27 protein-coding genes are annotated in these 26468 nt (G+C 62.8%); 22 read left to right on the top strand and 5 right to left on the bottom strand.

What is annotated here, in order from left to right; genetic code table 11:
* The first annotated feature begins 49 nt into the window (after nt 1-49).
* From E6B08_RS14210 to E6B08_RS14160, 11 genes are all read left to right on the top strand, one after another.
* Nucleotides 50-1210: an ABC transporter substrate-binding protein gene (locus E6B08_RS14210; RefSeq protein ID WP_136914604.1), complete on the top strand. Its 1161-nt coding sequence runs from the start codon at nt 50-52 to the stop codon at nt 1208-1210.
* Nucleotides 1211-1271: 61 nt separating this feature from the next.
* Entirely contained in the window at nt 1272-2183 is a 912-nt protein-coding gene (locus E6B08_RS14205) for a branched-chain amino acid ABC transporter permease (RefSeq protein ID WP_136914603.1), read from the top strand.
* A 10-nt stretch (nt 2184-2193) separates the two neighbouring features.
* Nucleotides 2194-3210, top strand: a complete 1017-nt coding sequence (locus E6B08_RS14200; protein WP_136914602.1) for a branched-chain amino acid ABC transporter permease — start codon at nt 2194-2196, stop codon at nt 3208-3210.
* Nucleotides 3207-3956, top strand: a complete 750-nt coding sequence (locus E6B08_RS14195; RefSeq protein ID WP_136914601.1) for an ABC transporter ATP-binding protein — start codon at nt 3207-3209, stop codon at nt 3954-3956. The genes E6B08_RS14200 and E6B08_RS14195 overlap by 4 nt, the downstream gene beginning before the upstream one ends.
* Complete coding sequence (locus tag E6B08_RS14190; RefSeq protein ID WP_136914600.1) at nt 3949-4635, top strand: ABC transporter ATP-binding protein; 687 nt, start codon at nt 3949-3951, stop codon at nt 4633-4635. The genes E6B08_RS14195 and E6B08_RS14190 overlap by 8 nt, the downstream gene beginning before the upstream one ends.
* 398 nt (nt 4636-5033) lie before the next feature.
* A complete protein-coding gene (locus E6B08_RS14185; protein ID WP_136914599.1) occupies nt 5034-5978 on the top strand; it encodes a PDR/VanB family oxidoreductase in 945 nt (314 codons plus the stop codon).
* 16 nt (nt 5979-5994) lie between these two features.
* Nucleotides 5995-7326 (top strand): aromatic ring-hydroxylating dioxygenase subunit alpha, encoded by a 1332-nt coding sequence (locus tag E6B08_RS14180; RefSeq protein WP_136914598.1) that lies wholly within the window; start codon nt 5995-5997, stop codon nt 7324-7326.
* A complete protein-coding gene (locus E6B08_RS14175) occupies nt 7316-7849 on the top strand; it encodes an aromatic-ring-hydroxylating dioxygenase subunit beta (RefSeq protein ID WP_136914597.1) in 534 nt (177 codons plus the stop codon). Before E6B08_RS14180 ends, E6B08_RS14175 begins: the two co-directional genes overlap by 11 nt.
* Nucleotides 7849-8448, top strand: coding sequence for a cysteine hydrolase (locus E6B08_RS14170; protein ID WP_136914596.1), 600 nt, complete (start codon nt 7849-7851; stop codon nt 8446-8448). The genes E6B08_RS14175 and E6B08_RS14170 overlap by 1 nt, the downstream gene beginning before the upstream one ends.
* Nucleotides 8445-9239, top strand: coding sequence for an SDR family oxidoreductase (locus E6B08_RS14165; RefSeq protein WP_136914595.1), 795 nt, complete (start codon nt 8445-8447; stop codon nt 9237-9239). Before E6B08_RS14170 ends, E6B08_RS14165 begins: the two co-directional genes overlap by 4 nt.
* 26 nt (nt 9240-9265) lie before the next feature.
* A complete protein-coding gene (locus tag E6B08_RS14160) occupies nt 9266-10501 on the top strand; it encodes a dienelactone hydrolase family protein (protein ID WP_136914594.1) in 1236 nt (411 codons plus the stop codon).
* A gap of 34 nt (nt 10502-10535) precedes the next feature.
* Here the strand turns inward: E6B08_RS14160 and E6B08_RS14155 are convergent, their stop codons facing one another.
* The gene (locus tag E6B08_RS14155; RefSeq protein WP_136914593.1) at nt 10536-10838 is read right to left on the bottom strand and encodes a ribbon-helix-helix domain-containing protein; all 303 of its coding nucleotides are present in this window, start codon (nt 10836-10838) and stop codon (nt 10536-10538) included.
* A 185-nt stretch (nt 10839-11023) separates the two neighbouring features.
* Between E6B08_RS14155 and E6B08_RS14150 the strand changes: the two genes are divergently transcribed.
* From E6B08_RS14150 to E6B08_RS14130, 5 genes are all read left to right on the top strand, one after another.
* Nucleotides 11024-11416: a VOC family protein gene (locus tag E6B08_RS14150; RefSeq protein WP_136914592.1), complete on the top strand. Its 393-nt coding sequence runs from the start codon at nt 11024-11026 to the stop codon at nt 11414-11416.
* Between the two features lie 67 nt (nt 11417-11483).
* Nucleotides 11484-12044 carry a gluconate 2-dehydrogenase subunit 3 family protein gene (locus tag E6B08_RS14145; RefSeq protein ID WP_136914591.1) on the top strand — a complete coding sequence of 187 codons (561 nt, stop codon included), beginning with the start codon at nt 11484-11486 and terminating at the stop codon, nt 12042-12044.
* Nucleotides 12045-12054: 10 nt separating this feature from the next.
* Complete coding sequence (locus E6B08_RS14140) at nt 12055-13623, top strand: GMC family oxidoreductase (protein ID WP_136914590.1); 1569 nt, start codon at nt 12055-12057, stop codon at nt 13621-13623.
* Between the two features lie 350 nt (nt 13624-13973).
* Entirely contained in the window at nt 13974-14840 is an 867-nt protein-coding gene (dapA, locus tag E6B08_RS14135) for a 4-hydroxy-tetrahydrodipicolinate synthase (protein ID WP_136914589.1), read from the top strand.
* Between the two features lie 73 nt (nt 14841-14913).
* Complete coding sequence (locus E6B08_RS14130; protein WP_136914588.1) at nt 14914-15459, top strand: hypothetical protein; 546 nt, start codon at nt 14914-14916, stop codon at nt 15457-15459.
* A 56-nt stretch (nt 15460-15515) separates the two neighbouring features.
* Here the strand turns inward: E6B08_RS14130 and E6B08_RS14125 are convergent, their stop codons facing one another.
* Both E6B08_RS14125 and E6B08_RS31150 read right to left on the bottom strand, forming a co-directional pair.
* Entirely contained in the window at nt 15516-16151 is a 636-nt protein-coding gene (locus E6B08_RS14125) for a hypothetical protein (protein WP_136917402.1), read from the bottom strand.
* Between the two features lie 110 nt (nt 16152-16261).
* Nucleotides 16262-16594 (bottom strand): hypothetical protein, encoded by a 333-nt coding sequence (locus tag E6B08_RS31150; RefSeq protein WP_136914587.1) that lies wholly within the window; start codon nt 16592-16594, stop codon nt 16262-16264.
* 589 nt (nt 16595-17183) lie between these two features.
* Between E6B08_RS31150 and E6B08_RS30850 the strand changes: the two genes are divergently transcribed.
* Nucleotides 17184-17357, top strand: a complete 174-nt coding sequence (locus E6B08_RS30850; protein WP_192938665.1) for a hypothetical protein — start codon at nt 17184-17186, stop codon at nt 17355-17357.
* A gap of 17 nt (nt 17358-17374) precedes the next feature.
* Here the strand turns inward: E6B08_RS30850 and E6B08_RS14115 are convergent, their stop codons facing one another.
* Complete coding sequence (locus E6B08_RS14115; protein ID WP_136914586.1) at nt 17375-19420, bottom strand: hybrid sensor histidine kinase/response regulator; 2046 nt, start codon at nt 19418-19420, stop codon at nt 17375-17377.
* Between the two features lie 52 nt (nt 19421-19472).
* Nucleotides 19473-21353, bottom strand: coding sequence for a sigma 54-interacting transcriptional regulator (locus tag E6B08_RS14110; RefSeq protein WP_136914585.1), 1881 nt, complete (start codon nt 21351-21353; stop codon nt 19473-19475).
* A 203-nt stretch (nt 21354-21556) separates the two neighbouring features.
* Between E6B08_RS14110 and cynS the strand changes: the two genes are divergently transcribed.
* The 5 genes from cynS to E6B08_RS14085 all read left to right on the top strand — a co-directional run bounded on the left by cynS (nt 21557) and on the right by E6B08_RS14085 (nt 26455).
* Complete coding sequence (cynS, locus tag E6B08_RS14105) at nt 21557-21997, top strand: cyanase (protein WP_136914584.1); 441 nt, start codon at nt 21557-21559, stop codon at nt 21995-21997.
* Between the two features lie 68 nt (nt 21998-22065).
* On the top strand, nt 22066-22884 hold the full coding sequence (locus E6B08_RS14100) for a formate/nitrite transporter family protein (protein WP_136914583.1): 819 nt from the start codon (nt 22066-22068) through the stop codon (nt 22882-22884).
* A 302-nt stretch (nt 22885-23186) separates the two neighbouring features.
* On the top strand, nt 23187-24410 hold the full coding sequence (locus E6B08_RS14095) for an SfnB family sulfur acquisition oxidoreductase (protein ID WP_136914582.1): 1224 nt from the start codon (nt 23187-23189) through the stop codon (nt 24408-24410).
* Between the two features lie 9 nt (nt 24411-24419).
* On the top strand, nt 24420-25793 hold the full coding sequence (locus tag E6B08_RS14090; RefSeq protein ID WP_136914581.1) for an LLM class flavin-dependent oxidoreductase: 1374 nt from the start codon (nt 24420-24422) through the stop codon (nt 25791-25793).
* On the top strand, nt 25790-26455 hold the full coding sequence (locus tag E6B08_RS14085; protein WP_136914580.1) for a methionine ABC transporter permease: 666 nt from the start codon (nt 25790-25792) through the stop codon (nt 26453-26455). The genes E6B08_RS14090 and E6B08_RS14085 overlap by 4 nt, the downstream gene beginning before the upstream one ends.
* The last annotated feature ends 13 nt before the right edge of the window (nt 26456-26468 follow it).

Genomic DNA, 26468 nt, shown 5'->3' with positions numbered 1-26468 from the left:
CCCGAGTACCGCAACGCTGCCCTCCTCGACCTACTGCAAAGGCCGCATCATGAAAAACCTGATATTGCGTGCATGTCTGGCAACTACCCTCTGCGCGGCTGCTGCCGCCCAGGCCGTGGAGCCTGTCCGGATCGGTTTCATCACTACCTTGTCCACGCCTGCCGGTTACCTGGGCGAAGATTCCCGCGATGGCTTTGAGCTGGCGATCGACCAGGAAGGCGGCAAACTGGGCGGCGTGCCGGTGCAACTGATCGTCGAGGACGACGGGCTGCAACCGGCCAAGGCCAAGCAGATCGCCGACCGGATGAGCCTGGACGGCGTTTCGCTGTACACCGGGGTGATTTTCTCCAACGTACTCGCGGCGGTGATCAATACCGCGACCAAGGACGGCTTCTACGTCAGCATCAACACCGCCCCTTCGACGCTGGCTGGCGAAAAATGCATGGCCAACTACTTCGTCGGCTCCTACCAGAACGACACCCCGCACGAGATGGCTGGCGTCGCCGCCAACGAGCTGGGCTACAAGAAGATGGTCATCCTCGCCCCCAACTACCAGGGCGGTCGTGATGCGTTGGCAGGCTTCAAGCGCACCTACAAGGGCGAGGTCACCGAGATCTACACCAAGCTCAACCAGCTGGATTTCTCGGTAGAGCTGGCACGGATCCGTTCGCTGGCACCTGACGCGATCTTCCAGTTCCACCCAGGTGGCGGTGGCATCAACTTCGCCAAGCAATACGGCAGTTCCGGGCTGTCGGCGACGATTCCGATGGTGGTACCGGTGTTCTCGATGGACGAGCGCATGCTCGCAGCCACCGGCGAAGTGGCCAAGGGCACCAATATCGTCACCCTGTGGAACCCGCAATCGAGCAATCCGGCCAACCAGGCCTTCGTCAAGGCATTCACCGAGAAATACAAGCGCCAACCCACGGTGTACGCGGCCCAGAGCTACGACACCGCGCGCCTCATAGGGGCGGCGCTGAACACCACCCAGGGCAACCTCAAGGATGTGCCGGCATTCCGCACGGCGATGCACAACGTCAAGTTCGACTCGATCCGCGGCAACTTCAGCTTCGCCCAGAACCAGCACCCGGTGATCGATTGGTACCTGTTGCAGGTACAGACCGGCGCCGACGGCACGTTGCAGGAAGTGCCGATCAAGACCTTGGCCAGTCACCACGTCGACAGCTACGCGGCGCTTTGCAAGCTCTGATCCGCTGCTGACGCTGCTCGCCCTGCAGCCCGCTGCAGGGCGCGCTCATGAGGAACGCCATATGTTATTGCTCGAACAGATTCTCAACGGGTTGCAGTACAGCGCGCTGCTGTTTCTGCTGGCCTCCGGGTTGACCCTGATTTTCGGCATCATGGGAGTGATCAATCTCGCCCACGGTGCTTTCTACATGGTCGGCGCCTTCTGCGCCGCGTACACCGCCATGAGCACCGGATCGTTCTGGCTCGGCGGCCTGGCAGCCGTGCTCGGCGCCGCCTGCTACGGAGCGCTGATCGAGACCTCGATCATGCGCAGGCTGTACAAGCGCGACCACCTGGATCAGGTGCTGGCGACCCTGGCGGTAGTGTTCTTCAGCAACGAACTGCTGACCGTGCTGTTCGGCCGCAGCCCGCCGGCGATGCCGACGCCGCAGTGGTATTCGAGCTTCGTCCAGGTGTTGCCTGGATTGATGTATCCGGTCAGCCGCCTGCTGTTCATCGCCGCCGGCATCGTCGTGGCCATCGGCATGTGGTGGCTGATCAGCCGTACCCGCCTCGGCATGCTGATACGCGCCGGCGCTGACGATCATGAAATGGTCGGTGCGCTGGGGGTGAACATCGCCCGGTTGTATACCTTGGTGTTCGTTTTCGGCTGCGTACTCTGCGGGCTCGCCGGGTTCATGGCGGCGCCGCTGCTGTCGGTGGAGATCGGCATGGGCGAGAAGATCCTGATCACTACCTTCGTGGTCATCGTGGTCGGCGGTGTCGGCTCGGTACGCGGTGCACTGGTCGGTGCCCTGCTGATCGGCATGGTCGACAGCCTGGGGCGCGCCTACATCCCCCCGTTGCTCGACCAGCTGCTGCCCAGCGAGAGCAGCGGCACCGTAAGCGCCGGCCTGGTGTCCGCCAGTGCCTACATCGTCATGGCCGTGGTGCTGCTGCTACGCCCGCGCGGCCTGCTGCCGGCCCGAGCCTGAGGAGAACCGCATGTCACCACGTCTTGTCATCGACCTGGCTTGCCTGGCGATCTTCGCCCTGGTGCCGTTACTGGCCAACTGGCTGAACGAGCCCTACCTGGTCAGCTTCTTCACCCGCCTGGCGATCTACGGCATGGCCGCGATCAGCCTCGACCTGTTGATCGGCTATGGCGCCATGGTCAGCTTCGGCCATGCCGCGTTCTTCGGCCTGGGCGGCTACATCGTCGGCATCGTCGCCTTCCACACCTCCCAGGCCATGCCGCTGTGGGGTTGGGCGGGGAGCAACGATGCGCTGGTGGTGTGGCCACTGGCGCTGCTGATCTGCGCCCTGTTCTCGCTGGTAGTGGGTTACCTGTCGCTGCGCACCACCGGCGTGCAGTTCATCATGATCACCCTGGCCTTTGGGCAGATGCTTTATTTCGTGCTCAGTTCGCTGTCGTTGTATGGCGGCGACGACGGCATCCTGCTCGGCGAGCGCAATACCCTGGGTGCCCTGAACCTGTCCGACGCCAACCATTTCTACTACCTGTGCAGTGCGTTGTTGCTGGGCTGGCTGCTAATGTGCCGACGCCTGGTGAACTCCCGCTTCGGCTTCGTGTTGCGCGGTCTCAAGCAGAGCGAGCGGCGTACCGTGAGCCTTGGCCTCAAACCATTGCGCTATCGCCTGACCGCATTCGTCATCGCCGGCACCGGTGGTGGCCTTGCGGGCATTCTCTGGGCCAACTATGCACTGTTCATCAGCCCGGACATGGGCGCCTGGCAAAAGTCCGGCGAGCTGATGGCCATGGTCATCCTGGGTGGTGTCGGCACCCTCCTCGGCCCTGTACTCGGCGCCGCGACCTACCTGGGCCTGGAACAGGTGCTCAGCCAATGGACCGAGCACTGGATGCTGATCTTCGGGCCACTGCTGTTGCTGGTGGTGCTGTTCGGCAAGCAAGGGGTATATGGCCTGCTGCTGGGGATGTTGCGGCGCAAGCGCAAGGCCAAGCCAGCGTTGGTGGTGGCGAGTGCGGAGGTTCAACCATGAGCGGACAACTGTCGATACGCCAGCTGCACAAGGCCTTCGGCGCTGTGAAGGCGACCAACGATGCCAGTCTGGAACTGGCCAGCGGTGAATTGCACGCGATCATTGGCCCCAACGGTGCAGGCAAATCCACCTTGATTGCGCAGATCGCCGGCGAAATCTTCCCTGACCAGGGTCAGATCCACCTGCAAGGCCGCGACATCACCCAGGTTCCGGCCTGGGAACGCCCACGGCTTGGGTTGGCCCGGGCCTTCCAGGTCAGCCAGCTGTACACCGAGTTCAGCCTGCTGGAGAACGTCGGCTTGGCCATCGCTGCGCGTGAAGGGCAAGCGTTTGGCATGTGGCAACCGCTGGCCCGTGATCGACGCCTGCTGGAGCCTGCGCTGCAATACCTGCGGCAGGTCGGCCTGCAGGACCGGGCGCAGGATCTGGTCAGCGAACTGTCGCACGGCGAGCGGCGCCAACTGGAGATTGCCCTGGCTTTGGCCCAGGAAGCATCGGTGCTGTTGCTCGACGAACCGATGGCCGGGATGGGGGCCGAGGAGTCGGCACGCATGACCGAGCTGCTGCACGGCCTAAAGGGTCGCTATTCGATCCTACTGGTGGAGCACGACATGGACGCGGTATTTGCCCTGGCCGACCGCATCACTGTGCTGGTGTACGGCCAGACGGTGCTGACCGGCACGGTCGAGCAGGTGCGCAACGATCCGCAGGTGCGGGCCGCCTATTTGGGAGAAGAACATGCTTGAAGTGCAGGGATTGGTGGCCGGCTACGGGTTGAGCCAGGTGCTGTTCGACATGCACCTGAGTATCGAGCAAGGCCAGGTGGTATCGCTGATCGGCCGCAACGGCATGGGCAAGACCACCACGGTCAAGTCGATCATGGGCCTGATCAAGCCCAGCGCCGGCAGTATTCGCATTCATGGCACCGAAATGCTCGGCGCCGCGCCCTATCGTATCGCCAAGGCGGGCCTGGGCCTGGTGCCGGAGGGGCGCCGCGCCTTTGGCAGCCTGAGCGTACGCGAAAACCTGCTGGCCACCGCCAGCAAGGGCAAATGGGACCTGCCGCGGGTGTACCAGCTGTTTCCGCGGTTGCAGGAGCGCCAGGATCAGCTGTCGCGCACGTTGTCCGGGGGCGAGCAGCAGATGCTGGTGGTGGGCCGTGCCCTGCTGACCAACCCCAATCTGCTGATTCTCGATGAAGCGACCGAGGGACTGGCGCCGATCATTCGTGAGCAGATCTGGCATTGCCTGGCGGCACTCAAGGCCGAAGGCGAGACGATCCTGGTGATCGACAAGAATCTGAAGGAAATGGCGCGGGTAGTGGATCGGCATCACATCATCGAGAAGGGGCGCCAGGTTTGGCAGGGGACGCCTGGGGAGTTGGCGGCGCGAGCGGATTTGTCACAGCGGTATTTGGGGGTTTGAGAGGGGTACGCTTGGGTTTTGCAGCGGCCTTGAGATCGAGCGCCGCCCGCGCGGCGCATCGCGACGCAAGGCCGCTCCCACATTTGTTTGTCTGTCAGGCCATGGTTGTTCGCCTTTGGCGGCAACACAGATATCGCGCCGGGCCCATCAGGCTGACAACCATGGCCTATCAGACATGATTGGCCCGAAACAGATGTGGGAGCGGCCTTGCGTCGCGATGCGCCGCGCGGGCGGCGCTCGATCTCATGGGCGCTGAAAACATCAGCGCCGAGCCCCTCGCAGCACCACTGCCCTCCTCAAACAATCTCGCCAATTCCGGCTACAACTTTGCCATTCGCGGCTATTTTCCCCCCACCCCCCGCTCATAAAGTGGCTACGTACTCACACAGGAACTACGTATGCCCAGGCTCTCTCTCAAGGTGCATCAGGTCGAGGCGCTGACCCCTAGAATCCGACGCCTGCTGCTGGTGAGCAACCAACCCCAATCCTTGCCAACCTTCACCGCCGGCGCCCACCTGGAACTGCACCTCCCCGGTGAACGCCCGCAGCGCCGCGCCTACTCGCTGGTCAATTTACCGAATAGCGAGCATTACGAGATCGCCGTGCAACTCGAAGAAACCAGCACCGGAGGTTCACGCTGGGTGCACTCACTCAAGCCCGGCGACTCGCTCACCGCCGAACTGCCGCTGAACCACTTCCCCTTGTGCGACAGCGCCGACCACGTGCTGTTGATCGCTGGCGGCATCGGCATCACCCCCATGCTCGGAATGGCCCGCGCCCTGCAAGCTGAAGGCAAGCCTTTCACCCTGCACTACGCCGGGCGCGATGCCGCGCACATGGCCTATCTCGAAGAAGCCCGCCGCTACCCCGACATGCATTGCTGGATCAGCGGCGGCGACCCACAGCGGCGCTTCCCCGCCGCCCAGGTGCTCGCCCACCCACGCCCGGGCCTGCACCTGTACATCTGCGGCCCGGCGGCGATGCTCAGCAGCGTGCTGGCGTGCGCCCGGGAATGTGGCTGGGCCGAAGACCACCTGCATTTCGAGCTGTTCAACGGTGCCCTGAAAGAAGCCGGCGACCACGCCTTCGAGGTGCGCCTGCAGGAGACCGGCGTGAGCCTGCAGGTCGCCGCCGGGCAAAGCGTACTCGACGCCATGCTCGCCGCCGGCCTCGACCCGATGTTCGATTGCCGCCGCGGTGACTGCGGCGTGTGCGTGGCCCAGGTGCTCGAAGGCGATGCCGACCACCGGGATATCTGCCTGTCCCCGCGCGATCGTGCCGCGGGCAGCTTCTGTACCTGCGTTTCTCGTGCCAGCGGCCCGCTGCTGGTGCTCGACCTGTAACCGCCGAGGAAAAACCGTGATCCCTACCAATGAGCAAATCGCTGCCTTGGTCCGCGAGGACAGCGTGCATAAAAGCGTCTACACCGACCCGGTCCTGTTCAAGCTGGAGATGGAGCGAATCTACGGCTATGCCTGGATCTACGTCGGCCACGAAAGCCAGGTCAAGCAGCCTGGCGACTACCACACCACGCGCATCGGCGACCAGGACGTGGTGATGGTTCGCGGTGCCGATCGCCAGGTCAACGTGCTCTACAACCGCTGCCCGCACAAAGGCGCCAAGCTGGTCGCCGACGGTGACGGCAGCGTCGGCAAGTTCTTCCGCTGCCCTTACCACGCCTGGACCTTCAAGCTCGACGGCCAGCACTTGTCGGCACCGCTGAAAAGCGGCTTCGAAGGCACCTGCTACGACCCCAAGCATGCCGACTTCTCGATGGTGAGCCTGGCGCGGGTCGAGAGCTACCGTGGTTTCGTGTTCGCCAGCCAAGCCGCGCATGGTCCGGATCTCAAGCGTTTCCTGGGTGGTGTGATCACCTCCATCGACAACCTCTGCGACCGTTCTCCGGTCGGCGAAGTGGAAGTGGCCGGCGGCATCTTCCGGGTCCAGCAGCGCTCCAACTGGAAGGTGTTCTACGAAAACCTGCACGACACCATGCATGCCCGCGTCACCCACGAATCGTCGGTCGATGCCGCCCGCGACGAAGCCCAGGCCATAGGCGAGATGCCGTTCGAGTTGCTGATCATGGACGGTAACGGCGAGCCCTATGATTTCTGGGAGAAGCTCGAGTTGCGTGCCTACCACAACGGCCACGGCTACATGGAGGCGATCTTCGACCCGGCGGCGGCCGAGCGGGACGAAGTGTCCCGTGCGCATTTCGATTGCCTCAGCCAGGCCTACGGCGAGGGTCGTGCTCGCGAAATCCTCGGCATGAACCGCCACAACACGGTGATCTACGGCAGCGGCTCGCCGCACACGGTGTTCATGCAGTTTCGCGTGATCCGTCCGCTGGCGGTGGACCAGACCCTGGTCGAGATCCAGACCTTCCGCTGCAAGGGCGCCCCGGACGCGGTGTTCGACCGTGCCCTGACCTACGCCAACGTGATCAACTCGCCATCCTCGAACGTGATGCCCGACGACGTCGAGGTCTATGCCCGTTGCCAGGAAGGCAACATGACCCGCGGCGGCGACTGGATCAGCATGCACCGCTACGTCGGCACCGACCTGGCCCTGGAGGACGGCGCCGTCTCTACCAACGGCACCAGCGAGCTGCCGATGCGCAACCAGTTCGCTGCCTGGAAGCACTTCATGACCGCCACCCTGATCGCCAAGGAGAGCACCCATGCTGCTTGACCGCCAGATCGACGTCGACACCCGCTCGCTCACCCCCGCTAACGTGCCCAGCGAAACCCTGCGCCAACTGGAGCAGTTCTTCTATCGCGAAGCACGCCTGCTCGATGAGCGGCGCTTCTGGGAGTGGGACCAGCTGTTCACCGAGACCGGCATGTACTGGGTGCCGCAAAAGCACGAGCAGGACAACCCGTTCGACCACATATCGCTGTTCTGGGAAAACCGCATGCTGCGCGAAGTGCGCATCCGCCGGGTGGAGAACGCACGCAACTGGTCGCAGCAACCGCAGACGCAAACTGCCCACCTGGTCGGCAACGTCATGGTCGAAGGCCTGGACGCCCAAGGCCTGCTGGTGGTCAGCGCAACGTTCCAGGTCAGCGAATGGCGCCTGCAACAGCGCCAGCTGGCCGGGCGCTACACCTACAAGCTGGCGGCCCAGGATAACGGCAGCTGGAAGATCCAGCTCAAACGGGTGGACCTGATCAACTGCAACGACGTGTTCGCCAACCTCGAGGTGTTCGTCTGATGCCTGCGCCCGTGGTCATTGCCCTGCATTACCAGAACGATGTGCTGCACCCGGACGGCAAGATCCGCGTCGGCCTGGGCGCCGAGGACAGCGCCCGCAGCAGCTTGCTGGACGCTGCCGGGCGGCTGCTCGGTGGTGCTCGGGCACGGCGCTGGCCGATCATCCATGTGCGGGTGGCGTTCCGCCCGGATTACGCCGACCTGCTGCAGAACGCACCGATCCTGCGCAACGTGGCGGCCATTGGCGCGGTGCAGGAAGGCAGCTGGGGCGCCGAGTTCTTCAGCGACCTGGCGCCGCTGGCCAACAGTGACGAATTGAGCGTCACCCACCAGCGCATCAATGCCTTCTACGGCTCGCCCCTGGAGCAGCTGGTACACAAGTTCCGCGCCCAGCGCCTGCTGATCGCCGGGGTTGCCACTCACTCGGTAGTGGAAAGCACGGTGCGCCATGCAGTGGACTGCGGCTTCGAGGTCACCGTGGCCGCCGATGCCTGCGCCTGCGCCGATGCCGCCGCCCACACCGCTTCGCTGGCCAGCATGGCGTTGATCGCACGTGTCTGCGACGTCGACCAGGCCTTGCAATGGGAGGATGCCGCATGATGCTCGAAGGCAAGGTGGCGATCGTCACCGGCAGTACCCAGGGGCTCGGCCTGGATATCGCGCACCAGCTGCTCGCGGCTGGCGCGCAGGTCATGCTGGTGGGACGCAACGCCGCCAATGGCCAGGCATTGGCCGACGCGATGGGCGAGCACTGTGCGTTCAGCGAATGCGACGTAGAGCGCGACGAGGACATCCAGCGCTGCATCGAAGCGACCCTGATGCGCTTCGGTCGTGTCGATATCCTGGTCAACAACGCCTGCCTGTACGCCGACCAGGGCCTGGCTTCGACCCGCGCGCAGTGGTTGCAGACGCTGAACGTGAACCTGGTGTCGGCAGCGATCTTCACCCAGCAGGTGGCGCCGCACTTGCCGGCCAACGGCGTGGTGGTCAACATCGGCAGCACTGGCGGCAAGTTTGGCGCCGCCGGACGCGCCCTGTACCCTGCGTCCAAGGCGGGCATCCTGCAGTTGACCAAGAACCTCGCGGTGGCCCTGGCGCCAAGCGGCATCCGCGTGCTCAGCGTGTCGCCGGCCTGGACCTGGTCGCCCAGCGTGGCAGCGTTCAGCGGCAACGATCCCGCCCTCGCCGACCGCGTCGGCGCGCCCTTCCACCCGTTGGGCCGGGTCGGCCGTGGCGAAGAGGTCGGCAGTGTGGTGGCCTTCCTGTGCTCGCCGGGGGCCAGTTGGATGACTGGCATCGACGTGCCGGTGGATGGCGGTTTCTCCATCCTCGGGCCCGACCGGGGCGTGTCTCCACGGGTGTGGTTCGAACAATACCGCGACAGCCAATAATTCTTACAATCGATGAGGTAGCAGCAATGGGCAGGACGATTCAGATACAGGCACCGGACAGCAGCGCAACCTTCAGCGGTTATCTCGCGGTGCCGGCCAGTGGCAAGGGCCCTGGCGTGGTGATCGGCCAGGAAATCTTCGGGGTCAATGCCAACATGCGCGCAGTGGCCGATTTCTACGCCGAGGAAGGCTACGTGGCACTGGTGCCCGACCTGTTCTGGCGCCTGCAAGCAGGCCTCGAACTCGGCTACACCGAGGCCGATTTCAAGGTTGCCATCGACCTGTTCCAGCGCCTGGACGTCGACCTCGCGGTGCAGGATATCGACGCAAGTTTCGCCGCCCTGCGTGCCCTGCCGGAAGTACAGGGCGAGCGCCAGGGCTATGTCGGCTTCTGCATGGGCGGCAAGCTCGCCTGGCTGACCGCCACCCGCACCCAGGCCGCCTGTTCGGTGGGCTATTACGGCATGGGCATCGAGCACTTGCTCCACGAGGCGGAAGATCTCAAGGGGCGTTTCGTGTTGCACATGGCCGAGAACGACGCCTACTGCGACGCCTCGGCGCGGGCTCAACTGACCGAGCACCTGGCCGGCAACGACAAGGTCGAGCTGTACCTCTACCCGGGCGCCGACCACGCCTTCGCCCGTGCTGGCAGCGAACACTTCGACAAGTCGGCCTCGCTGATGGCCCACGAACGCAGCATCGCCGCACTCAAGCGCGAAATCGGCCCGAACTTCAATCTATCGGCCCTGTGGGAAGAGCACATCAAGCACGAGTTCGACACCCGCGACGTGCCCGCGACCATGGCGACGATGGTCGCGCAACCCTACGTCAACCACATCCCGACCATGACCGGAGGCGTTGGCGCCGAAGAACTGAGCCGCTTCTACCAGCACCACTTCGTCCACGGCAACCCGCCGGACATGAAGCTGATCCCCATCTCACGCACCATCGGCGCGCTGCAGATCGTCGACGAGTTCATCCTGTGCTTCACCCATACCACCGAAATCGACTGGCTGCTGCCCAACGTCGCGCCAACCGGCAAGGCAGTGGAAATCCCGATGATCGGGGTGGTCAAGTTCCGCGGCGAAAAGCTCTACCACGAGCATATCTACTGGGACCAGGCGAGCGTGCTGGTTCAGATCGGCCTGCTCGACCCTGAAGGGCTGCCGGTAGCCGGTGTGGAGACGGCGCGCAAGCTGCTCGATGAAAGCCTGCCGTCCAATGGTTTGATGCAGCGCTGGAGCGAAAGCGCCGGTCACTGAGTCGAGACGCGACGAGGGTAGCCCCGCAGACGGGCTACCCCACTGCGATCGACAAAGGCACCACGCTGCTGGCGACGCGCTTCTGGCTTAGGTAGCGCGTACAGCTGACGCGCAGGAAGGAGGCGAAATTGACTACCTCCCCGCGGTAATCCATCACTTCCTCGTACAGCTTGGCAATCAACTGGTTGGTGCTCACGCCATCGCCAGCGGCGATCTCGGTAAGAATGTCCCAGAACTGGTTTTCCAGCCGTAGCGTGGTCACCACGCCGCGTATGCGCAACGAGCGCGAGCGGGACTCGTAGAGAATGGGGTCTGCCTTCACGTACAACTCACACATGACGCCTCCTTGATGTGCTGCCGCCGAGTCCGGTAGCCCGTTCGAGGCTAACCGGCGGGCGCCGATCACGGGTAACAGGCCGCTACTACATGCAGTACGGGCACGTAATAGCCACTTATTACCCTGCCCCGTTCGCTTGCTGCCATCCTGCATCCATAACAAGTCAAAGCAGGAGCTTCGTGACGATGCCCAAGTTTCTACACACCATGATCCGTGTAGGCAACCTAGATGCCTCCCTCCATTTCTACGCGCAAGCGTTCGACCTAAAGCCCTCCCACCGCCTCGACTTCGACGATTTCAGCCTGGTCTACCTGCGTGACCAGGAAAGCGGCGCAGAGATCGAGCTGACCTGGAACAAAGGCCGGGACAGTTACTCCCATGGTAGCGGCTATGGCCATGTGGCCTTCGCCGTGGATGACCTCGACGGCCAGCATGCCCGCCTTCTGGCCTTGGGGCTGTCGCCTGCCCCGATCAAGGAATTTACCCGCGACGGCGAGATGCTTGCGCGCTTTTTCTTCATCCAGGACCCGGACGGCTACAAGATCGAGGTGCTGCAACGCGCCGGGCACTACCAATAACCAACCTAGGCCACAACCTGCTCTACCCGTGATGTACAGCTCCTATAAGAACAAAAAGGAGATCCACATGAACGAGCCATCGGTCAATCGTCGTCGCTTCCTGCAAGGCAGCGGCGGCCTGCTGCTAGGCACCCTGCTGTTCTCTTCCGGCCCCATTGCACTGCTTGCGCCCAGCCATACCTGGGCACTGGAAACCCATTCCCTCAGTAGCGACCAGGCGGCGAAGCTGCTCACCGTGGTACGCCGTATCTATCCTCACGACAACATGGAGGACGCCGTCTACGCGCTGGTAGTGAAGGCGCTGGATGAACGGGCTGCCTCCGACCCATCGATTCGCCCCATGATCGAACAGGGGCTGGCAGCCCTGGACACGCAAGCAGGCGGGGTCTGGGCGAAACAGGACGAATCGCGCCAGGTGGCGGCACTGCAGGCCATTGCGCAGGCGCCCTTTTTCAACCTGGTTCGCTCGGTCTCGGTCACCGCGCTGTACAGCAACGAACTGGCCTATGCGCACTTCGGCTATGAAGGCGCATCCTTCCCCAAGGGTGGCTACCTGATGCGCGGTTTCAACGACCTCGACTGGCTGCAAGCGGCGCCTGCCGAAGCCAGCCCTCCTGCATTCTCCTGAGGTAGCGATCATGACCCAATACGATTTGGACGACGACTCCGTTGTGGTAATCATCGGCTCGGGCGCAGGCGGAGGCACGTTGGCCAACGAGCTTTGCCAGCAGGGTATTCCGGTAGTGCTGCTCGAGGCTGGCGAGCGCCAGTCCTCGGCGACCTTCATCAATGATGAATGGCCTTCGTTCCAGCAACTGTCCTGGGGCGACACACGCACCACCTCCGGCACTTGGCAGATCGCCAAGGACTTCCCCAATCTACCGGCCTGGATCTGCAAGACAGTCGGCGGCACCACCACGCACTGGGCCGGCGCCAGCCTGCGGCTGCAGGAACATGAATTCAGGGCCAGGCAGATCTACGGCGATATCGAGGGTGCCAACCTGCTCGACTGGCCGCTGACCCTGGCGGAGCTCGAGCCGTTCTATGCCAGGGCCGAGAACAAGATGGGCGTCACCCGTACCAACGATATCCCTGGCTTGCCGGGCAACAACAACTTCCAGGTGATGTACAACGGCGCACAGAAGCTTGGGTACAAGCATTGCAGCACCGGCCATATGGCGATCAACAGCCGCGCCCGTGCCGGCAGGGCCCAGTGCATGCAACTGGGGTTCTGCTTCCAGGGCTGCAAGATGGGGGCGAAGTGGTCGACCCTCTACACGGAAATTCCCGAGGCCGAAGCCACCGGCAAGCTCGAATTGCGCACCCAGGCCCAGGCGATCAACCTCGAGCACGATGCCAAAGGCCGTGTCAGCGCCGTGGTCTACGCCGACGCCCAGGGTCGCATGCAGCGCCAGAAGGCCCGCGTGGTCGCGGTCGCCGGCAACGCCATCGAGACGCCGCGCTTGCTGCTCAACTCCTCCAGCAGCCTGTTTCCTCATGGACTGGCCAACGGCTCGGGCATGGTCGGCAAGCACTACATGCGCCATACCACCGGCTCGGTGTTCGCCGAATTCAAGGATCCGGTGCATTTCTACCGAGGCACCATCATGGCGGGCATCATCAGTGACGAGGTGCATTTCAACCCTGACCGCGGGTTCGTCGGTGGCTACGAGATGGAAACCATTTCCCTGGGGCCGTCCTTCATGGCCGCATTCTTCCAGCCAGGCGCCTGGGGGCGGGACTTCGCCCGGGTGATGGACAATTACACCCACCTGGCGGGCATGTGGCTGGTCGGCGAGGACATGCCACGGGAAAGCAACCGCATCACCTTGAACGACACGGTCAAGGATCGCTTCGGCATGCCGGTGGCCAACGTGCATTACGATGACCATCCCAACGACATCGCCATGCGCGAACATGCCTACAAGCAAGGCGCCGCGGTTTACGAGGCGGTCGGCGCATTGAAAACCCATCGTGTGCCACCCTACCCCTCGACGCATAACCTGGGCACCTGTCGCATGAGCGCCAAAGAAGGCGATGGCGTGTGCAACAAGCATGGCCAGGCGCACGAGGTGGCGAACCTGTTCATTTCCGATGGCAGCCAGTTCACCACCAGCGCGGCGGAAAACCCCACCTTGACCATCGTCAGCCTGGCGATCCGGCAAGCCGAACACATAGCCAATGCCTTGAAAACCGGCGCGGTATGAGGGCTGCACGCTGACCGGTGAGACTGCCCCCGTACGCGGGGGCATGTTCGTTTGCAGTGTTTCAACGGGGTGTTGACGAAGCCCGTCGGTCCTGCGCATTATCCGGTTACAGATTTTTACAACGGATCAGCCATGATTCTCATCGCCAACGCCATGCTGACTGCCCCGGGCTTCCCTGCCCCGGCAAGCGCATGCGTGTCCGTTGCCAAGAAATCCAAGAAACAGCCGCTCATTTGACCGGGGCGCTGTCCCGTCAGATGAGCTGACAGGACAAGATAGCGCCAGGTTTCCCCGCTTGATTCCTTTCTCTCCTCTGACGTCGACCAATCGGTCTGCCTGAGGAGTCATGCATGTCTAATTTCCGCGGTATCTGGGTTGCACTGGCCACGCCATTTCGTTCGGGGCACGTCGATTTCCTTGCCCTCGAAGGCTTGGTGAAAAAGCTCCTGGGCGAAGGCGTGAGGGGCCTGGTCGTGTGCGGCACGACGGGCGAAGCCGCTGCAATGAACAAGGATGAACAACTCCAGGTGCTGGATGCCGTGCTCGCATGGGCGCGGCCGGATCAGGTGATCATGGGGGTGGCGGGCAACAACCTGGCCGAGCTGCTGGCGTTTCAGCAGAAGGTCCAGAGCCGCGACATTGCCGGGGTGCTCGTGCCTGCGCCCTATTACGTCCGGCCCTCGCAGGCAGGTCTCGAAGCATTCTTTGAGGCGGTGGCGAATGCATCGTCGGTACCGGTCGTGCTTTACGACATCCCGTATCGCACCGGCGTGCGCATCGAGCGGGAAACGCTCAGGCGGATCGTGCGCCACCCGAACATCGCCGCGGTCAAGGATTGCAGCGGGGATATCGAGACCACCCTCGCGCTGATCAATGATGGGTATGCCGAGGTGCTTACCGGAGAGGACATCAATATTCTCACCACCCTGGCCCTGGGCGGTGCTGGCGCGATCTCTGCCTCGGCGCATGTTCGCGCAGATCTCTACGTCCAGCTGATGACTGCGATGGATGCCGCAGACCTGGTGGCTGGCCGCGCCGCGTTCAACCGGTTGCTGCCATGGATTCAGGTGGCATTCGCAGAGCCCAATCCTGCTGTGGTGAAGGCTGCACTGGCGGAGATGGGATTGATGGCCGATGAACTGCGCGAGCCGATGCAGGTGTGTACGGCTTCGACACGGGAACGATTGCGACAGGTCTTGAAAGTCTTGGCGGTGTAGTCGTGATCGTGCTTGATGGCCTGGGGCTATCTGTCGATAATCTCGCTCCCTTTACCTCACGCAAGGATTCGCCGTGAAGACGTTTTACCTGGCCCTCCCGTTCTGCGCACTGCTGCTTCAAGGTTGTGGCGTGACCATGGCCCGCTATGAGCCGAGTTTCCAGAACGTCCAGCAACTCAAGCAGAGTGAGCCGATACAACCTGTGCGTGACGCCCAGGTAAACGCCGATCCAGGCCAAGGTTCGCTGATGGTGCGGTTGAACCCGATCTCCTCACCCGAGGGCAGTATCCCCCTGCACATCCAGGCCGCGATCAACGATGAACTGCGCCACGCAGGGTTACTCGACCCACGCGCTGACCGACAGTTGCAGATTCAGTTGGTGAAGAGCCAGCTCAATACCGGCGTGGTCAATGGGCATGGCGAGCTGGCGGCGCGCTTCACTTTGCGCAAGGGTGACCAGGTGGTTTATGACAGCACCAAGAACGTGGAGCGTGATTGGGATAGTAGTTTCTTCGGTCCGATCGCGATTCCTGCGGCGGCCAACAACTACAACCCCATGCTGCAAGCTCTGTTGAAGAGCCTCTACAGTGATCCGCAATTCGTTCAAGCGCTGAAATGAGCAAAAAAAGAGCCGCGATTGCGGCTCTTTTTTCAATGTCGATGTCCGCAAGACGTTCAACCCCGGGGAGCAAGTGTCTCGACAGCGGAGTACTTCATGCGATTGCTGTCCACCCAGTTCTTCAACAAGTCGTTGACCTGGCGAGTGAAGGTATCGGTAACAGCATCCTTCGGCGTGTTGCCCACCATTGGCAGGAACCAGATTCCCATCCAGGTATTGATCGCATCATGGTTGCTGGTCTTGCCCAACGACTGGCCGCGTTCATCTAGGGTCTCCAGACTCATGGTGTACTGATCGGTGGCAACTGACGGGATGATGGTCAAGGTCAGGCCGCTGATGAACGCTAGCGCCATCTGACCACCGCCTGGCGCGTGGTTGTAGACCTTCAGTCGAAGGCTGTAGTCGCCAGGTTGCCTGTCGAACTCATCGAAGGTCACGCGGCCGAAGAGGCCCGACTCGCTGAACGCACGCTTAAGCTCAGGCTTGAGCATCTCGCGAGCCTGGGGGACCTCGTTGGCAGAGGCATTGTCAGGATTGCCCTGGTAGAAGTCGAAGTCCACGTAGACATTCGGTTTGTTTTGGTAGTTCGCCATCGATGGCAGGTCTACCGGCGCTACTTCATCCTTGGTGAAGCTGGCGCATCCACCCAGACTCAAGGCCAAGAGCAGGCCTAAAGCTTTTCCCAATTGCATATCGACTTCCTTGCTAATCCTAGAAAACACTCCCTTGAGTGCGAGGCGCATTCTAGAGGCTTCCGTGGTTGAGCAAAAGGCTATCACCTGGCCTGGCATCTGCCGCTCGTTCAGTCTTGACCTCGAGGTGCCGCTCCCAGCGCTCTGAACCAAGCCGCGTAGGGCGTGTTCTCGACATCGTGACGATTGAGATCGGGGCTCGCGTCCTGCCACCAGACCGGGCCCCGTTCACCGAGCGCCACTTTGGCTTCATGCACTCGCCTACGGGCTTCTTTCAGGGCTTCGGTGTCGTCTCTCATCTTTGCTTGCTTCACAGCTCGACGCGCCGACATGAGCTGTTGCACCAGGTGCTGGCGTGCGTCCTCCGGGAGAGCCGGGTTGCTGCAGCGCCAGAGACGGCCGTTGACCACGAAGTATCTGCCATCGGGTGTTGTGGGGTACATGGATGCTTGCCTCAGGCGGGATCATTAAAACTGGGACAATTGAGACTGGGACAGATCCATTTGGGTAGCGGCGCTACTGGCCCTTTCCGCCTTTACGGCGGCGCAGCCACTGGCGTTATCTTCGAAGACAGATCGCGCTGGCCGCTCCACCACGAAGCGATAGGTAAACCGCGAGAGCGCAGCGATTCGCCTGCCGTTGCTCTGGCTGTTGATCTTGCTCTGGCTGTTGATCTTGATCTTGATCTACCCGCGACCTCAGGAGGCCGAGCGTAGGCGGCTGGAGGGCCAGGTGCGCAGCACCCTCCGGCGTAGCCGGAGGCGCGAGATGTAGACTTGCGGAGCAAGTCGTAGGCCGCGCGGGCCCGCAAGCCGCCGAAGCGAGGGAACCCCGAAGCGCAGCGTAGGGGCCGTATGTGGGAGCAAGCGGTTTTGCGTCCCTTTTTCCAAGAAAAAAGGGACCCGCCGTAAAGGCGGAAGGGGCCGGTAGCGCCGCTACACCCCTCGGATCAACCACCCAATCCCAAAGCCCAAAGCCCCCTAACCCAGGTATCATCCCCCACGCTTTTGTCTTTCGACCCAGGAAGTAGTAATGAACAAACTCTTGTTACCAGCCGCCATCTTCATCTGCGTCATGGCCGTCGGAACCGTGCTTGAGCACTTTGCCGTAGAAGGTAGCATGAAGGTAGGCCTGCTCTGCCTGGTGGCCGCCGTTACCCATATCGCGGTGACCCGGTTTCAACGGTGGCGCGACACCCAGGGCTGACCTGCGCTCAAGCTCCCCTACCCTGGCCTACGCAGCAAACCTTCCACATGGCGCGTCAACGCCTCCAGGGCAAATGGCTTGCCCATCACCGCAGTCAGTGGATCGGCCGGGGTATCGTCCAACACATGCGGCTGCGCATAGCCAGACATGAACAGCACCGGCAACCCAGGCCGCGTTTCACGGCCGGCCTGCGCCATTTGCCGGCCATCGATACCCCCTGGCAGGCCGATATCCGTCACCAACAGATCGATCCGGGTATCGGAACGCAACAATTGCAGGCCCGCGAGACTGTCCGCCGCCTCGATGACGACATAGCCATAATTGCCCAGCACCTCGCTCACGAACAATCTCACCGAAGGTTCGTCATCGACCACCAGCACCGTTTCACCCGCCGATGCCCATGGCGCTTCGGCGGTCGGGCGCACGGGATACGGTGCCTCAGCCTGGACAGCATGGCTGGGCAGTTGCAGGTAGACACGAGTCCCCTTGCCTTCATGGGATTCGATTCTCACCTGGCCGCCAGACTGCTTGGCGAAACCGTAGATCATCGACAACCCCAGGCCAGTGCCAGCGCCTACCGGCTTGGTGGTGAAGAACGGGTCGAACGCCTTGCCCAAGGTTTCGGCGTTCATGCCCACGCCGTCATCGGCTACGCAGATGGTCAGGTAGATGCCCGGCACCAATTCCGGGTCGAGCTGCGGGCCTCGCTGCAGCGCCTGATTATAGGTGCAGATGGCGATCTCGCCGCCGTTGGGCAAGGCGTCGCGGGCATTGATGCACAGGTTCAACAGCGCATTCTCGACCTGCGCGGGGTCGACCAGGCAAGTGCTCGCAGCCGCTTCGAGAACCACATTGAGGCAGATCGATGGGCCCACGGTTCGGTCGATCAGCTCTTGCATGTCGCGAATCAGGACATTCACGTCGGTAGGTACCGGAAGCAACGTCTGGCGTCTCGAAAAGGCCAGCAGCCGGTGAGTCAGCGATGCTGCGCGCTGCGCCGCACCGTGCGCCACCGACAGGTAGCGCTCGACATCGGCGATGCGGCCTTGGCCCAGGCGCAGCTTGATCAGGTCCAGGCTGCCCGTGATACCCGCCAGCAAATTGTTGAAGTCGTGGGCGATGCCCCCAGTCAATTGGCCGACTGCCTCCATCTTCTGCGATTGGCGCAACGCAGCCTGGGCGGCCTCGCGCTCGGCCACCGCTTCGCTGACTCGGGCCTCCAGGGTGCGATTCAGTTCCAGCAACTGGGCTTCAGCCTCCTTGCGAGCCGTGACATCGATCGACGAGCCAATCAAGCCGGTGACCACGCCAGCGTCGTTCAGCAATGGCGCCTTGATAGACAGCCAGTAGGTGGCAGAGCCATCGGGCATATCGACGCGCTCTTCGATCTGCACCGCCTTGCCGCCGTGCATGATCCGTTGGTCAGTGTCCATCAGCTGGCGCGCCTGCTCCTTGTCCTCCAGGAACTCCAGGTCGGTCTTGCCCAGGTAGAACGAAGGCTCCTTGCCGATCACCCGAGTGGCGCCGTGGTTGGCGACCAGCATCCGACCATCCAGGTCCTTGGCATAGACCACACCCGGCACGGCGGCAGTGAATGTGCGCAGCAATGTCGTCATGCGGTCGCGTTCGGCCTCGGCGGCCCGGCGCGACTCGATATCCATGAGCACCCCCGGGAAGCGCACCCCAAGCCCTTTGGCATTCAGTTCGACACGGCCGTTGGCCTCGACCCAACGGTAACTGCCGTCCTGTTGGCGAACGCGATACTCGCACCGGTAGGCGCCCCCTCGGCCCACGGCGTCCTGGATACCGACCGACACCCGCTCGCGATCATCAGGGTGGATCGAGGCGAAAGCCTCCTCGATGGGGATGCCGGCCATGCACTTGTCGGCAGGCAGGTCGAAGGAACGCGAGAAGCGTTCGTCGGCTGTCACGCGATTGTTGGGAATGTCCCAGACCCAGGTACCGATGATCGCACCAGCGTCGAGTGCAAGCTGCAAGCGTTCGGCGGCAGTGGCTGGAAACGCCTGGTGCGGGTCGGTATTGTCCGGGAAGTCGCGATGCATGTTCGGTGTATTCCTTGGGTTCGCGGCGATGTTCGCATATCTGGGGTGAGGGTTACTTCGACTTGTAGTGCCTGGGGTCGATGCCCCACTTTTTCAGCCGCGATGCCAGCGTGGTCGGTTTCAGGCCCAGTAGCTGGGCAGCGCCCCCCTCCCCGGAAACCTTGCCCGCCGTGCGCGTGAGCACTCCAATCACATTGCGCTTCATCTGCCGCTGCCAGTCTTCATCCGCGGTCGGCTCGGCCTCCGGCAACACCGACATGCTACTGGTGCGCTGGGCCTGGCCGGCCGCTGCCAGTACCTCTTCGAAACTGATGCGCCCTTCCCGGGCAACGATGGTCTGACGCTCGATGACGTTCTGCAGTTCACGAATATTGCCTGGCCAGGCGTACTGCTTGAGCAACTCGACCTGGGCCAGCGGCATGCGCACGTCCGGCTTGTTGAACGCCTGGCTGGCGCGCTTGAGGAAGTGGCTGGCCAACAGCGGAATGTCGTCGATCCGCTCGCGCAGCGGCACCGAGCGAATGGGGAACACGTTCAGGCGAAAATACAGGTCTTCGCGGAAGGTGCCCTGCTCCACCATGGCCCGCAGGTCACGGTTGGTGGCGGCGATCACACGAACGTCGACCGCCTTGGTACGGTTGTCGCCCACCGCCTCGAACTGGCGGTCCTGCAATACCCGCAGCAGCTTGCTTTGCAACTCCAATGGGATCTCGCCCACCTCGTCGAGAAACAACGTACCGCCGTCCGCCAGCTCGAAACGCCCCACGCGATTGCTGACGGCTCCGGTGAACGCGCCTTTGAGATGCCCGAAGAATTCACTTTCGAACAACTCGCGCGGCACGGCGGCACAGTTCACCCGGATCAGCGGCCGATCGGCACGTCGGCTGCTGGCATGGATGGCGCGGGCTATCAGCTCCTTGCCGGTACCGGACTCGCCCGTGACCAGCACGTTGGCATCGGTGGCGGCCACCAGCTCGATCTGCTGGATCAGGTGATTCACCACCGGGCTCTTGCCGACGATCTCGTGGTGGTTGGCGTGGGCATTGAGCTCTTCTTGCAGGTACTGGTTCTCCATCTCCAGCCGCCGCTGCAGCTGCTCCACCTCGCTCAGCGCCTCGCGCAGCCGCGCCTCGGTGCGCTGGCGCTCGCGGATGTCACGAAACAGCACCACGGCACCGACCAGCCGGCCCATCTCGAAGATCGGCGTGCTGGTGTACTCCACCGCGATCGGCTCGCCATTCTTGTGCCAAAACACTTCCTGGTCGACGCGGTGCACCTGGCCATCGGTGAACGAGGCATGAATCGGGCACTGGTTGACTTCGAAGGCGCTACCGTCGCTGTGGCTGTGATGAAACAGCTGGTGGGCATCCTGGCCGATCATGTCGGCGGCGCTCCAGCCCAGGATGCGTTCGGCGGCGGGATTGATGAAGGTGGTCTGGCCACGGGTGTCGAGGCCATAGATGCCTTCGCCGACCGCCCCGAGGATCAGGCGGTTCTGTTGCTGGATGCGCTCGAACACCTGGCCGATACGCTCCCAGCCTACGTGCCCAAGGCGGTGCTGACGCCGAGCCTCGGCGCGATTGCGACGCTGCTCCAGCAGATCGCGGCGCTGGATCATCATCAGGATGCATTGGCCACGGGTGGCGCGAGCGATGATCTCGACGGCGTGCTGGCGGTTGTGCAGATCGACCAAGGCCAGGTCGTCCGACCAGGCCTGGCCCTGGGTCAGCACCTCGTCGCTGAAGCTCACCCAGAGCGAGATGGCGCTGCGTACGAAGCGGCTGAAAGTGAGGTCATCGGCTGCGTAGGGTAGGCAGCCAAGCAACTCCAGGGCGGCCGGGTTGGCTTGCACGATACGGTCCTGCACCGGATCGACCAGCAACATGGCGAAAGGGGCATCGGCGCAAACATCTTGGGCCAAGGGTGCTGGCATGGGCGATATCCGAACAGTGGAATTAACGAAAAATCGCAAAAGGCCCTCCGATATTTCGTGATTCGCGAAATATCGTCAATCCCGCAATTAGTGACTCCTAAAATTATCCTTATTAATCAGTGAGTTAGATTTTCACCAAGTTTGGCACATCTCTCGCTATAGAGGATTCACACCCCATCCCAACTCCTTGAGAGATAAAGAAAATGACCAAAGCCGAAATGCATCACCTGATCATGGCCGCCAAGGCGCGCAAAGGTCTGTCATGGGACGATCTCAGCGAAGCCGTGGGCAAGGCGCCGGTGTGGCTGGCCTCGGTCTGCTACGGCATGAACAGCGCCCCGCAGGACGTCGCCGCGCACTTGTGCGAAGTACTGGAACTGGACGATGCCGTCGCCCAGGCGCTGACCGTGTTCCCGGTCAAAGGGTGGGACCAGGCCATCCCACAGGACCCGCTGATCTACCGCCTGTACGAGGTGGTGGGCGTCTATGGCCCGACCCTCAAGGACGTAATCCAGGAGAAGTTCGGCGACGGCATCATGAGCGCGATCGATTTCTCCATGCACGTCGAGAAGATCGAGGACCCCAAGGGCGACCGCGTCCAGCTCACGCTCAACGGCAAGTTCCTGCCCTACCGCTCCTGGTAATCGTACTCGACAACCCGGCATCGCCTTTGGGGGATGCCAACCACCGCTTCGTGCCAAGGAATACTCCCATGTCCTACCTGTTACCCAGCGAGTTCGTGACCAAGATGGTCGATGCCGGCGCATCGAAAGTGCACATGTCCACGCGTGACACCCTCATCCGTGGCTACATGGCGGGCGCCATCCTGGCCTTGGCAGCGGCCTTCGCCGTCACCATCGCCGTACAGACCGGCTCGCCGTTGCTTGGCGCGGTGCTGTTCCCAGTAGGCTTCTCCATGCTGTACCTGATGGGCTTCGACCTGCTCACCGGGGTGTTCATGCTCACCCCGCTGGCGCTGCTCGACAAACGCCCGGGCGTGACGGCGCGCGGTATCCTGCGAAACTGGGGCCTGGTGTTCGTCGGTAACTTCGCCGGCGCATTGACCGTTGCGCTGATGATGGCCTTCGTCTTCACCTACGGCTTCAACGCCTCACCCGGCGCGGTCGGCGAAAAGATCGCCAGCATCGGTGAAGCGCGTACTCTGGGCTACGAGCAATACGGCCTGGCCGGATGGATGACCATCTTCCTGCGCGGCGTGCTGTGCAACTGGATGGTGTCGATGGGCGTGGTCGGCGCGATGATCTCGACATCGGTAAGCGGCAAGGTCATCGCCATGTGGATGCCGATCATGCTGTTCTTCTTCATGGGCTTCGAGCACTCGGTGGTGAACATGTTCCTGTTCCCGTCGGCGATGATCATGGGGGGCGGCTTCTCGATCATGGATTACCTAGTGTGGAACGAGATTCCGACCGTGCTCGGTAACCTGGTCGGTGGCCTGGCGTTCACCGGGTTGACCTTGTATGGCACCCACGTCCGCACCGAGCGGGCCAAGGAGGCCGTTCGGGTCTGAGCAGGATGGCGGCGGATGGCACGGGCGTTGCCCGTGATCGCCGGCAAGCCGGCTCCTACAGGGCTCACTACCGTATCTGTAGGAGCCGGCTTGCCGGCGATGAGGCCAGTATGAACACCCTCGCCCGAATAGGCACTGTTGAACACGCCACTGTTCATTACCCAACACCTTCTCAACACTTGATGCTGCCCGGCAACACGATCAAGTCGAGAAATATGCCGCAACCACCTGAATTCATTGTCTTTTAGCATTGGCACGCCAGCTGCAACGTGTGGCTATCCGTCTTACACGCGAGCAGCCTGATGACCACTGAAACCCAATCCGCCCATTACGACATACGTCGCCCCAACGCCCATATCATCCGCGACGACGCCGAAGCGATCACCATCGCCCACGAGGTCGCCAGCCTGCTGCGCGAGGGCGCCGCCGAGCGCGACCGCCAACGCCAGGTGCCGGCGGATATCGTCGATGCCTTCTCCAACAGCGGCCTGTGGGGCATCACCGTGCCAAGGGAGCATGGCGGCGCCGAAGTCTCTTTCGCCACCCTTGCAAAGGTCATCGCCATCGTCTCGGCTGCCGACCCGTCGCTGGGCCAGATCCCGCAGAATCACTACTGCCTGCTCGAGGACATCCGGCTGCAAGGCACTCCAGAACAGAAGCGTCATTTCTTCGACCTGGTCCTGCAAGGCCACCGTTTCGCCAATGCCTTGTCCGAAACCGGTGGCAAGACCGTGCAGGACATCCGCACCCGCCTGGTCGCCGAGGGTGACGGCTATCGCATCGATGGTCGTAAAGGCTACTGCACCGGCTCGCTCTACGCCCACTGGATCGGTGTGCTGGCCCTGGATGACCAGGACCGCGCGCAACTGGCCTTCGTCCCGCGTGACACCCCGGGCCTGGTCATCGTCGACGACTGGAACAGCATGGGCCAGCGCACCACCTCCAGCGGCACCGTGTTGCTGGAAGGCCTGCACGTGCCCGCTTTCAACCTGTTCCCGTCGTACCGCTCCTACGAACACCCGACCCTGGCCGGCCCGTTCGCCCAGCTGACCACCGCCGCCATCGATGCCGGCATCGGCCGTGCGGCGCTTGACGACACCATCGCTTTCGTCCGCGAGCATGCCCGGCCATGGATCGATGCCAACGTCGAGAAGGCCAGCGACGACCCGCTGACCATCATCCAGATAGGCTCCCTGGAAATTCGCCAGGAAGCCGCCGACGCCCTGCTCGAGCGCGCAGGCTGGGCCTTGGACGCCGCCAAGCCGGCACCCGACGAAACCAACGTGGCAGCCGCATCGGTCGCGGTGGCCAAGGCCAAGGTGTTCACCACCGAGGTGGCCATCGAAGCCAGCAACCGCCTGTTCGAGCTCGGCGGCACGCGCTCCTCGTTGCTCAAGCACAACTACGACCGGCATTGGCGCAACGCTCGCGTGCATACCCTTCACGATCCGGTGCGCTGGAAATACCACCTGGTCGGCAATTGGGCCTTGAACGGCATCAAGCCGGCCCGTCACGACTGGAATTGAGGCCGCACCATGACCAAGCAGATCCGCCTCAATGCCTTCGCCATGAATACCGTGGGCCACCTCGCACCGGGCCTGTGGCGCCATCCACGCGACCAGGCGACGCGCTACACCGACATCCACTACTGGGTCGAGCTGGCCAAGACCCTGGAACGCGGTTGCATCGACGGACTTTTCATCGCCGACGTGCTCGGCGTCTACGATGTCTATGGCGCCAGCGCCGATGCGGCCTTGGCCAGTGCTGCCCAGGTGCCGGTCAACGACCCGCTGCAACTGGTGCCGGCCATGGCCGCCGCAACCCGTCACCTGGGCTTTGGCGTGACCGCCTCGGTGTCGTTCGAGCACCCCTTCCCGTTTGCCCGGCGCATGAGCACCCTCGACCACCTGACCCAAGGCCGTGCCGGCTGGAACGTGGTCACGTCCTACCTCGCCAGTGGCGCGCGCAACCTCGGCCAGCGTGATCAGTTGAGCCACGACCAGCGTTACGCCCTGGCCGAGGAATACCTGCAGGTCTGCTACAAACTGTGGGAAACCAGTTGGGAAGACGACGCCGTGCGCGCCGACCGCGACAGCGGCGTGTATGCCGACCCGCGCAAGGTCCACGGCATCGCTCATGAGGGTACCTACTTCAAGGTGCCAGGGTTCCACCTCAGCGAACCGTCGCCACAGCGAACGCCGGTGATCTACCAAGCCGGGGCCTCCAGCCGGGGCCGGGCTTTCGCCGCCGGTAATGCCGAATGCGTGTTCGTCGCGGCGCCAAGCAAGACCGTGCTGAAAAAGCAGGTGTCCGAAATGCGCGCCGCAGCGGTTGCCGCCGGACGCTCGGCCTCCGACATTCTCATCTTCGAACAACTGACCGTCATCGTTGCCGAAACCGATGCTGCCGCCCTGGCGTTGTTGCGCGAGTATCGCCAATACGCCAGTACCACGGGGGCGCTGACCCTGATGTCCGGCTGGACCGGCATCGACTTCGCCGAATACGCACCGGACCAGATCCTGCGCGAGGTGCCGAGCGAAGCGATCCAGTCCGCAGTCGAAGCCTTCACCCGCGCCGATCCGACCCGTACCTGGACTACCGCCGAGATTGCCGAGTATTGCGCTATCGGTGGCGATGGTCCGGTGCTGGTCGGCTCTGCCCAGACAGTAGCCGACCAGTTGCAAGCCTGGGTCGAGGAGACCGATGTGGACGGTTTCAACCTGGCCAGCGTCGTCGCCCCGGAAACCTTCGTCGCTGTGGTCGACCTGCTGGTACCCGAGCTCCGTTCACGGGGCATGTTCAAGCACGAATACACATCAGGAACATTGCGTAACAAGCTGTTTGGTAAAGGAAACCGTTTACAGGAACCGCATCCAGTCGCTGCCTTGCGTCGCGAGGCCCAGCGATGAACGGACTGCTCGCCAACCTCGATTGGGTGGAAATCGCCCAGGCCTGTATCGATACCTTGAGCATGCTTGGCGCGGCGCTGGGTTTCACCGTGCTGTTCGGTTTGCCACTCGGTGTGCTGCTGTACCTGACCGGTCAACGCCAGTTGCTCGCCAACGGCCCGCTCTATCGCAGCTTGTCGGTCGTGGTGAACGTGCTGCGCTCGTTGCCGTTCATCATCCTCCTGATCGTGCTGATTCCGCTCACCACCCTGATCACCGGCACCTCCCTGGGCGTGCGCGGCACCATTCCGCCGCTGGTGGTTGGCTGCACACCGTTTTTCGCAAGGCTGGTGGAAACCGCGCTGCGCGAAGTCGACCGGGGCCTGGTCGAGGCCAGCCAGGCCATGGGCGGCAGCATCGGCCAGATCATCTGGTACACCCTGCTGCCCGAGGCGCGTACCGGGCTGATCGCCGCTGTCACCGTCACCGCCATCGTGCTGGTGGACTACACCGCCATGGCCGGGGTGATCGGTGGCGGCGGCCTGGGCGACCTGGCCATTCGCTTTGGCTACCAACGTTTCCAGACCGACGTGATGGTGGTCACCGTGCTGCTGCTGATCCTGCTGGTGCAGGCGCTGCAGATGAGCGGCGACCGCCTGGTCAAGCATTTCACCCGACGCTGATTTCAACTTCCCA

Source organism: Pseudomonas putida (assembly GCF_005080685.1).
Lineage (GTDB): Bacteria > Pseudomonadota > Gammaproteobacteria > Pseudomonadales > Pseudomonadaceae > Aquipseudomonas > Aquipseudomonas putida_V.
The sequence above is the reverse complement of the archived record's forward strand: the minus strand, read 5'-3'. Positions and strand labels throughout refer to the sequence as shown.